This is a genomic window from Streptomyces sp. OfavH-34-F, assembly GCF_022347745.1.
In the GTDB taxonomy this organism is placed as follows: domain Bacteria; phylum Actinomycetota; class Actinomycetes; order Streptomycetales; family Streptomycetaceae; genus Streptomyces.
Window position 1 is genome coordinate 1 of sequence record NZ_JAKRGC010000280.1, and the last position, 8,556, is coordinate 8,556.

Sequence of the window (8,556 nt, forward strand, 5' to 3'; positions counted from 1 at the left end):
CCCCGGCACCGCCGCGACCGGCGTCGCGGATCTCATCGCCGCCCTCGCCGGGGCCTCAGCCCCGGTCACCCGCATCCGCCCGAGCGGCGTCGCCCCCGCCCCCGGCGCCCTGCGCTGGACCCTGCCCGGCTGGGCCGGCTCCGTCGACCTGCTCCTCATCGCCACGGCCGACGGCTCCGAACCGGGCCTCGCCCTCCTCGCGGAGCAGGCGTACCGCCGGGGCTGCACCGTCGTCGCCGTCGCCCCCCTCCGCTCCCCGCTGCGCGAGGCGGTGCACGGCGTGCACGGCCTGGTCGTTCCGATGGCCACCGCCCCGCACGGCGAATACGACGCCGAGACATCGGCCGCCGGCCCCGGCACCCTCTGGGCCCTGTTCACCCCGCTGCTCGCCCTGCTCGACCGCGTCGGCCTGGTCACCGCACCCGCCGACGCGCTGCAGGGTGTCGCCGACCGCCTGGACCGCACGGCGGAACGCTGCGGCCCGGCCGTCGCCACGTACGGCAACCCGGCCAAGACCCTCGCCGCCGAACTCGCGGACAGCCTGCCGCTGATCTGGACCGAGGGCGACGCGGCCGGCCCGGTCGGCCGCCGGTTCGCCGCGGTCCTGGCGGAGCTGTCGGGCCGCCCGGCCCTCGCCGCCGCGCTCCCGGAGGCCCTCCCGGCCCACGGGGGCCTGCTGGCCGGAGCCTTCGCGGCCGGGGCGGACCCGGACGACTTCTTCCGCGACCGCGTCGAGGAACCGGAACCGCTGCACGCCCGCGTGGTGCTGCTCCGGGACCGCCCGGCCGGCGGCCTCAGCGCGGCCCCGGCCGCCCGCGAACTGGCCCTCGGCCACGACACGGCGATCAGCGAACTGGAACCGGAAGACGGCAGCCCGCTGGAATCCCTCGCCGAACTGCTCGCCGTCACCGACTTCGCCGCCGTCTACCTGGCCCTCGCCTCCCGCGCGGGCGCCTGAACCACCCCCGCGCACGCCCGGCGCGCCGAGCCCGTACGCACGCCCGCCGCCCGAGCCACCACGCGCACCGCACCGCACCCGGCAACACGAGGACAGAACCCATGGACCGGCTCTCCAACACCGTGCGCCCGTACGCCTGGGGCTCGACGACAGCGATCCCCGCCCTCCTCGGCACCGCCCCCACCGGCGAGCCGCAGGCGGAGATGTGGATGGGCGCCCACCCCGGTGCCCCTTCCCGGATCACCCGCACCGGCGCCACCGGCCCGGCCGCCCCCGCCGGCCAGCCGCTCACCGACGTCATCGCCGCCGACCCGGCCCGCGAACTCGGCGCGGCGACCGTCGAGAAGTTCGGCCCCCGGCTGCCCTTCCTCCTCAAGCTGCTCGCCGCGGGTGCCCCCCTCTCCCTCCAGGTGCACCCGGACCTCGACCGGGCGAAGGCTGGCTTCGCGGACGAGGAGCGCCGGGGCGTCCCGATCGACGCCGCCCACCGCACGTACAAGGACGCCAACCACAAGCCCGAACTGATCTGCGCGCTCACCCCGTTCGAGGGCCTGTGCGGATTCCGCCGCCCCCTGGAGACGGCCGCCGTGATGGAGGACCTGGGCGTCGACTCCCTCAAGCCGTACGCGGACCTGCTGCGCGCCCAGCCCGAAGAGGCCGCCCTGCGCGAGGTGCTGACGGCGGTCCTCACCGCGGACCCGGAGGAGATGGCCGACACGGTGACCGCCGTCGCGGACGCCTCGCAGCGGCTCGGCGGTGCCTACGCCCTGTACGCCCGCATCGCCCACCACTTCCCCGGCGACGCGGGCGTCGTCGCGGCCATGCTGCTCAACCCGGTACGGCTGCAGCCCGGCGAGGCGCTGTTCCTCGGCGCCGGCGTCCCGCACGCCTACCTCGACGGCCTCGGCGTCGAGATCATGGCCAACTCCGACAACGTGCTGCGCTGCGGCCTCACCCCCAAGCACATCGACGTCCCCGAACTCCTGCGCGTCGTCCGCTTCGAGGCGACCGATCCGGGCATCCTGCGCCCGGAGGCGTCCCCGTCCGGCGAGGAGGTGTACGCGACCCCGGTCGACGAGTTCCGCCTCTCGCGTTTCGACCTGTCGCCCGGCGCCGCCCCCGCCGACCTGACCGCGGCCACTCCGCAGATCCTGCTCTGCACCGCGGGCGCCACCGAGGCCGGTGACCTGGGCCTGCGCCCCGGCGATTCGGTCTTCGTACCGGCCGGCGAGGAGGTCCGCGTCAGCGGAAGCGGCACCCTCTTCCGTGCCACAGTGGTGGCCTGACGCGGCGTCCGCGGCGGCGGCTGCGTAATGTGCCGCCATGACGCGGCCGCCGGAGCCGCACACCGAAGAAGGGACACCGAGCACCCATGAGTGCGTCAGGCGGAACCAAGGCGATCGTGGCGGCCCTCGGCGCCAACCTCGCGATCGCCGTGGCCAAATTCGTCGCCTTCCTGTTCAGCGGCTCCTCGTCGATGCTCGCGGAGAGCGTCCACTCGCTGGCGGACTCCGGCAACCAGGGGCTGCTGCTGCTCGGCGGCAAACGCGCCCAGCGCGAGGCCACCCCGCAACACCCCTTCGGCTACGGCCGCGAGCGCTACATCTACGCCTTCCTCGTCTCCATCGTCCTGTTCTCGGTCGGCGGCATGTTCGCGGTGTACGAGGGCTACGAGAAGATCCGCCACCCCCACGAGCTGGAGGCCTGGTACTGGCCGGTCGGCGTCCTGGTCTTCGCGATCATCGCCGAGGGCTTCTCCTTCCGTACGGCCATCAAGGAGTCCAACGAGTCGCGCGGCTCGCTCACCTGGACGCAGTTCGTCCGCCGCGCGAAGGCCCCCGAACTGCCGGTCGTCCTGCTGGAGGACTTCGGCGCGCTCATCGGTCTGATCCTCGCCCTCGGCGGCGTGGGCCTGGCTTTGGGCACCGGCGACGGTGTCTGGGACGGCATCGGCACCCTGTGCATCGGCATCCTGCTGATCACCATCGCGATCGTGCTCGCCGCCGAGACCAAGTCCCTGCTGCTCGGCGAGGCCGCGGGCACCGACCAGGTCGAGATGATCAAGGCCGCCGCCGTGGACGGGGAGACCGTCACCGGGGTGATCCACATGCGCACCCTCCACCTCGGTCCCGAGGAGCTGCTGGTCGCCGCCAAGATCGCCGTCCAGCACGACGACACCGCCGACGAGGTGGCCAATGCCATCAACGCCGCCGAGTCCCGCATCCGCGCCGCCGTCCCGATCGCCCGGGTCATCTACCTGGAGCCGGACATCTACAACGCGGCCGCCGCCGCGGCGGGCACCAACCCGGCCAAGGCCCCGGGCGGCCACCCCGCCGCCCCGGACACCGACGCCACGGACACCCCCGCCCCGGACACCGACGCCACGCCGGGGCCGGAGGCCCCGGAGCCCGGGGGCCCCGCCGGGCCGACCGGGCCGGCCGGCCCGACCGACCCGACAGAATCCGGCCACTGACCGCACCGGACTCGCCATCGCCCGCCTCGCGCAGCCGCTTCCGCACCGGACCCTTCCCGGTGGACTGGGAGCGGCTGCGCCGTTCGGTGTAGATTCGACGGCAGTGTCAGACGTCGCTGCTGATGGCGGTCGATCGGTCCGTGCACCGGACCGGCCGAGGGAGAGAGGGCCTCCGACGGACTGCGCTGCGAGCGCCCGGGCATTCGTGTGCCCGCCGCCGCAGAGCCGCCCTACCCACCCTCGACCTCTTACGAGGAGCAGCCCGTTATGACGACGGCCAACCGACCCGACTTCAAGGTCGCCGACCTCTCCCTCGCCGCCTTCGGCCGCAAGGAGATCACCCTCGCCGAGCACGAGATGCCCGGCCTGATGTCGATCCGCAAGGAGTACGCCGCCGCGCAGCCGCTGGCCGGCGCCCGCATCACCGGCTCGCTGCACATGACCGTGCAGACGGCCGTGCTCATCGAGACGCTGGTCGCCCTCGGCGCCGAGGTCCGCTGGGCCTCCTGCAACATCTTCTCCACCCAGGACCACGCCGCCGCCGCCATCGCGGTCGGCCCGAACGGCACCCCCGAGGCCCCTGCGGGCGTCCCCGTCTTCGCCTGGAAGGGCGAGACGCTCGAGGAGTACTGGTGGTGCACGGAGCAGGCACTGACCTGGCCGAACACGCCCACCGGCGGCCCCAACATGATCCTGGACGACGGCGGCGACGCCACCCTCCTGGTGCACAAGGGCGTCGAGTTCGAGAAGGCCGGCGCGGCCCCGGACCCGGCGACGGCGGACAGCGAGGAGTACGCGCACATCCTCACGCTGCTCAACCGCACGCTGAGCGAGTCCCCCCAGAAGTGGACCCAGCTGGCCTCCGAGATCCGCGGTGTCACGGAGGAGACCACGACCGGTGTGCACCGGCTGTACGAGATGCACCGCGACGGCACCCTCCTGTTCCCGGCGATCAACGTCAACGACGCGGTCACCAAGTCGAAGTTCGACAACAAGTACGGCTGCCGCCACTCGCTGATCGACGGCATCAACCGCGCCACCGACGTCCTCATCGGCGGCAAGACCGCCGTCGTCTGCGGCTACGGCGACGTGGGCAAGGGCTGCGCGGAGTCCCTGCGCGGCCAGGGCGCCCGCGTGATCATCACCGAGATCGACCCCATCTGCGCCCTCCAGGCCGCGATGGACGGCTACCAGGTCACCACCCTCGACGAGGTCGTCGAGCAGGCCGACATCTTCGTCACCACGACGGGCAACAAGGACATCATCATGGCCTCCGACATGGCCCGGATGAAGCACCAGGCCATCGTCGGGAACATCGGCCACTTCGACAACGAGATCGACATGGCCGGGCTCGCCAAGATCGACGGCATCGTCAAGGACGAGGTCAAGCCGCAGGTCCACACCTGGACGTTCCCGGACGGCAAGGTCCTCATCGTGCTGTCCGAGGGCCGCCTGCTGAACCTGGGCAACGCCACCGGTCACCCCTCGTTCGTCATGTCCAACTCGTTCGCGGACCAGACCCTGGCCCAGATCGAGCTGTTCACCAAGCCCGAGGAGTACCCGACCGACGTCTACGTGCTGCCCAAGCACCTCGACGAGAAGGTCGCCCGCCTCCACCTCGACGCGCTCGGCGTGAAGCTGACGACGCTCCGCCCCGAGCAGGCCGCGTACATCGGCGTCCAGGTCGAGGGCCCGTACAAGCCGGACCACTACCGGTACTGATTCCGCGACCCCGCCCCGGACCGGCCGGCCTCAGGCGGGCCGGCCCGGCGGCGCCGGGCATTCAGCGGCGACGAACGCAGGCCCCCGCACCCCCGTGTCGGGGGCCTGCGCCGTACCGCACCCGCACGACCCGAGGACCCGAAGGACCCCATGCCCCGCGGCCGATATTCGCTCCACGACGTCCACGACCACACCCTCCTCGGCGAAGAACACTTCCAGTGCGCGCCCGGCCCGTCCGGCTGGCGCTACATCTCCCAAACGACCGCCCCGTCCGGCAGTCACCTGGGCTCCGTCGACCTCACCCTCGACGCCCTCGGCCGTCCCCTCCGGCTCGAACTCCACGCCGGCGGCTGGCAGGTCCGAGGCGCCGCCCTGGAGGGCCTCACCTGGGTCCGTACCGACCCCACGGGGACCGACGCCTCGGAAGGCAATGTCCGTGGCCACGCCTTCAGCGGCACGTCCCCCGCCTTCCTCGTCGCGACCGCTCGTCTCCTGCGCCTCACCCCCGCTTCCCCCGAGACCCGCGTCCGGGTCGTCACCTTCACGGACCCGGTCCTCGCCCCCCGTACCACCGACCAGTCCTGGGCCCTGGTGAACAGTGAAGCGCACGCCACTGACAACGGCCCCCTGCACGTGGACGAGTACCAGGTCAGCGCCCTGGACACAGGTGAACGGCACACCGTTCACCTCGCCGGGGACGTGGTCCTGTCGGCCCCGGGCATCGAGCTCGAAGACCTGGATTCGCCGCCCTCTCCGCCCCCGGCGCACTGACCGCTCCGAGCCGCGCGCCGGCCGTCAGACGGGCGGCACGAACCCGGTGGCCGGAGGCGTCGCGCCCTCACCGGTCGGACGAGGCGCGGGCGGAGCGGCGTAAGGGGGAACGCGCGTACCGGGCGCCCCGGAAGCGGAAGCTCCTGAAGGGGACGCTTCGGGAACCGGCGCCCCGGAGCCGAGAGTGCCGGGCTTACCCGCGCCGGGCGACGGAATGCCGTACCCGGGCCCGCCGGGACGAGGCGTGCCCTCGAATCGCGCCCCGGCCGCCCGCCCGCGCAGCTCCTCCGCGTGCGCGGCCTGCCACGCCCTGCGCGCGTCCCGCGCCTGCCGCTCGTGCACCACGGCGGCCAGAAACGCGGCGGCCGGAACGCCCGCCGGGGCCGGCACCCCGGTCCGCGCGACGATCTCCCGGCCGAGCCGCTCCGACATGGCCCTGCCCACGGCGGCATCGAGCTGGTGCATCCGCGTCAGGTACTGCCGGACCGCGAGCCACAGTTCATCCGGAACCGCCGACAGGTCCAGCGAGGCGAACCGTCCGACCAGCCACGGGGGAGGCGGGGGAACGGTGACGGCCCGCCCCGCCGGAACCCGCTCCCGTACCACCAGCGTCCCCGCGAAGACATCCCCGAGGCGCCGGCCGCGTTCCGAGACCAGGGACGCGACCGCGGCGACGACCCCGAGCGTCATCAGCAGCTCCACGACCCCCATGGCCCCGCGTACCAGCGCATGACGGAACCGGATGGGCCCGCCGTCGTCCCGTACGACCCGCAGCCCGCACACCAGCTTCCCCAGTGACCGGCCCCGGCTGAGCGTCTCGACGGCGATCGGACCTCCGACCGGAACCAGCAGAAACGTGGCGACGGAGACTGCGGCGAAGGCGGCGTCGTCCAGCGAACCGGCCGCCACGGCCAGCCCCAGCGCCACCCCACCGAACACCACTCCCGTCAGGATCAGATCGATGGCCGTGGCCAGCGCCCGGCTCGGCAGCTTCGCCGGCCGGAGTCCCAGCACGACCGCATCCCCGGTCACCAGCTCACTCATCGCCCCACCCCTCACACCGGGCCCCTGCCCCGCGGCCCCACAGTCTGCCAAGCTGGCCCCCGACGCGCAGTCGCACGACCGGTACACACCCCTGCCTGGAGCCGCAGTCGATCATGGACCTCGACGTCTTCGTCCACACCCACCGCATCGAGTGGGACCGGCTGGACCATCTGCTGCGCCGCGGCCGCCGGCTGACGGGCGCGGAGGCCGACGAGCTCGTGGACCTGTACCAGCGCACGGCGACCCATCTCTCGCTGATCCGGTCCAGCGCCCCCGATCCGCTGCTCGTCGCACGGCTGACGCAACTGGTGGCGCGCGCCCGCGCCACGGTGACCGGCACGCGTCGCGCGTCCTGGCGCGACGTCACGCACTTCCTCACGGCCGGCTTCCCCGCCGCGGTCTACCGCTCCCGGCACTGGTGGATACCGACCGCGGTGCTCTCCACCCTGCTGGCCGCGCTGATGGGGTGGTGGATCGGTACGCACCCGGAGGTCCAGGCGGCCATCGCCGCCCCCGAGGACCTCCGCCGCATGACGACGCCGGGCGGCGAGTACGAGTCGTACTACTCCAGCCATCCGGCGGCCTCGTTCGCCGCACAGGTCTGGACGAACAACGCGCAGGCCGCCGCCATGTGCCTGGTGCTGGGCGCCTTCCTCTGCGTGCCGGTGATCTGGGTCCTCTTCGTCAACGTGGTCAACCTGGCGGTGGGCATCGGGCTGATGTCCTCGGCGGGCCGCCTCGACACGTTCCTCGGCCTGATCCTGCCGCACGGCTTGCTGGAGCTGACGGCTGTCTTCGTCGCCGCCGGCACGGGTCTCCGCCTCGGCTGGACGGTCATCGACCCCGGCCCCCGGACGCGCCGTGCGGCCCTGGCGCAACGGGGCCGGGCGGCCATCGGCATGGCGATCGGCCTGGCGCTGGTGCTGTTCGTCTCCGGCGTCATCGAGGCGTTCGTGACTCCCTCCGGCCTGCCGACCTGGGCCCGGATCACCTTGGGCGTGGCCGCCGAGCTGCTCTTCCTCGCGTACGTGTACGTGCTCGGCGGGCGCGCGGCCCGAGCGGGGGAAGCGGGCGACCTGGACGCGGTCGAACGAAGTGCCGAGCTGCCGATGGCCGCCTGATGTGCATGGGGCGTTACCGACCTGCTAGTGTTCTGTTCGCCCCAAAAGCCGTTGACACGGTGATGCGGGGGAGGTAGATTTGAACGGTTGCCCGAGGCTGGACAAGCCCGGCAGCAGTCGTTAATATCTATATCGCTCTCATCGGAAATCATGTTTCCGCAGAGCCATTGATTCCCACCTTTTGAAGCAGTGAAGCCGATTAGGTTCGGCCGAAAAGCTTCTGATAAAGTCGAATCAGCCGAAAGGCAAGGCCCTCCAACGGTCACCAGAATTGAAATCCGAACCGGAAACGGGACAGAATCGATCTGGTAAGGTTGGAACCGCTGAAAAGCAAAAGCAAGACCCGCTTCGACCGGGAATCGGACACGAAAGAGTCTGATAGAGTCGGAAACGCAAGACCGAAGGGAAGCGCCCGGAGGAAAGCCCGCGAGGGTGAGTACAAAGGAAGCGTCCGTTCCTTGAGAACT

At 72.2% G+C, this 8,556-nt stretch carries 7 protein-coding genes; 6 read left to right on the top strand and 1 reads right to left on the bottom strand.

The window, feature by feature from the left end:
- The 5 genes from MHW47_RS28150 to MHW47_RS28170 all read left to right on the top strand — a co-directional run.
- A partial coding sequence (locus MHW47_RS28150; RefSeq protein ID WP_239226575.1) for an SIS domain-containing protein occupies positions 1-958 on the top strand: 958 nt, incomplete at its 5' end.
- A 101-nt stretch (positions 959-1,059) separates the two neighbouring features.
- A complete protein-coding gene (gene manA / locus MHW47_RS28155; protein WP_239226576.1) occupies positions 1,060-2,244 on the top strand; it encodes a mannose-6-phosphate isomerase, class I in 1,185 nt (394 codons plus the stop codon).
- Between the two features lie 86 nt (positions 2,245-2,330).
- Complete coding sequence (locus MHW47_RS28160; protein ID WP_239226577.1) at positions 2,331-3,431, top strand: cation diffusion facilitator family transporter; 1,101 nt, start codon at positions 2,331-2,333, stop codon at positions 3,429-3,431.
- A gap of 267 nt (positions 3,432-3,698) precedes the next feature.
- Positions 3,699-5,153, top strand: a complete 1,455-nt coding sequence (gene ahcY, locus MHW47_RS28165; RefSeq protein ID WP_239226578.1) for an adenosylhomocysteinase — start codon at positions 3,699-3,701, stop codon at positions 5,151-5,153.
- Positions 5,154-5,303: 150 nt separating this feature from the next.
- Positions 5,304-5,924 (top strand): hypothetical protein, encoded by a 621-nt coding sequence (locus tag MHW47_RS28170; protein ID WP_239226579.1) that lies wholly within the window; start codon positions 5,304-5,306, stop codon positions 5,922-5,924.
- A 24-nt stretch (positions 5,925-5,948) separates the two neighbouring features.
- Here the strand turns inward: MHW47_RS28170 and MHW47_RS28175 are convergent, their stop codons facing one another.
- The gene (locus MHW47_RS28175; protein ID WP_239226580.1) at positions 5,949-6,968 is read right to left on the bottom strand and encodes an RDD family protein; all 1,020 of its coding nucleotides are present in this window, start codon (positions 6,966-6,968) and stop codon (positions 5,949-5,951) included.
- A 113-nt stretch (positions 6,969-7,081) separates the two neighbouring features.
- Between MHW47_RS28175 and MHW47_RS28180 the strand changes: the two genes are divergently transcribed.
- Positions 7,082-8,089 carry a stage II sporulation protein M gene (locus MHW47_RS28180; RefSeq protein ID WP_239226581.1) on the top strand — a complete coding sequence of 336 codons (1,008 nt, stop codon included), beginning with the start codon at positions 7,082-7,084 and terminating at the stop codon, positions 8,087-8,089.
- Positions 8,090-8,556 lie beyond the last annotated feature (467 nt).

What these genes read in the sequence shown, in the direction of transcription:
- manA (WP_239226576.1), top strand. Translation starts at nt 1,060, where the DNA reads ATGGACCGGCTCTCCAACACCGTGCGCCCGTACGCCTGGGGCTCGACG.
- MHW47_RS28160 (WP_239226577.1), top strand. Translation starts at nt 2,331, where the DNA reads ATGAGTGCGTCAGGCGGAACCAAGGCGATCGTGGCGGCCCTCGGCGCC.
- ahcY (WP_239226578.1), top strand. Translation starts at nt 3,699, where the DNA reads ATGACGACGGCCAACCGACCCGACTTCAAGGTCGCCGACCTCTCCCTC.
- MHW47_RS28170 (WP_239226579.1), top strand. Translation starts at nt 5,304, where the DNA reads ATGCCCCGCGGCCGATATTCGCTCCACGACGTCCACGACCACACCCTC.
- MHW47_RS28175 (WP_239226580.1), bottom strand. Translation starts at nt 6,968, where the DNA reads ATGAGTGAGCTGGTGACCGGGGATGCGGTCGTGCTGGGACTCCGGCCG.
- MHW47_RS28180 (WP_239226581.1), top strand. Translation starts at nt 7,082, where the DNA reads ATGGACCTCGACGTCTTCGTCCACACCCACCGCATCGAGTGGGACCGG.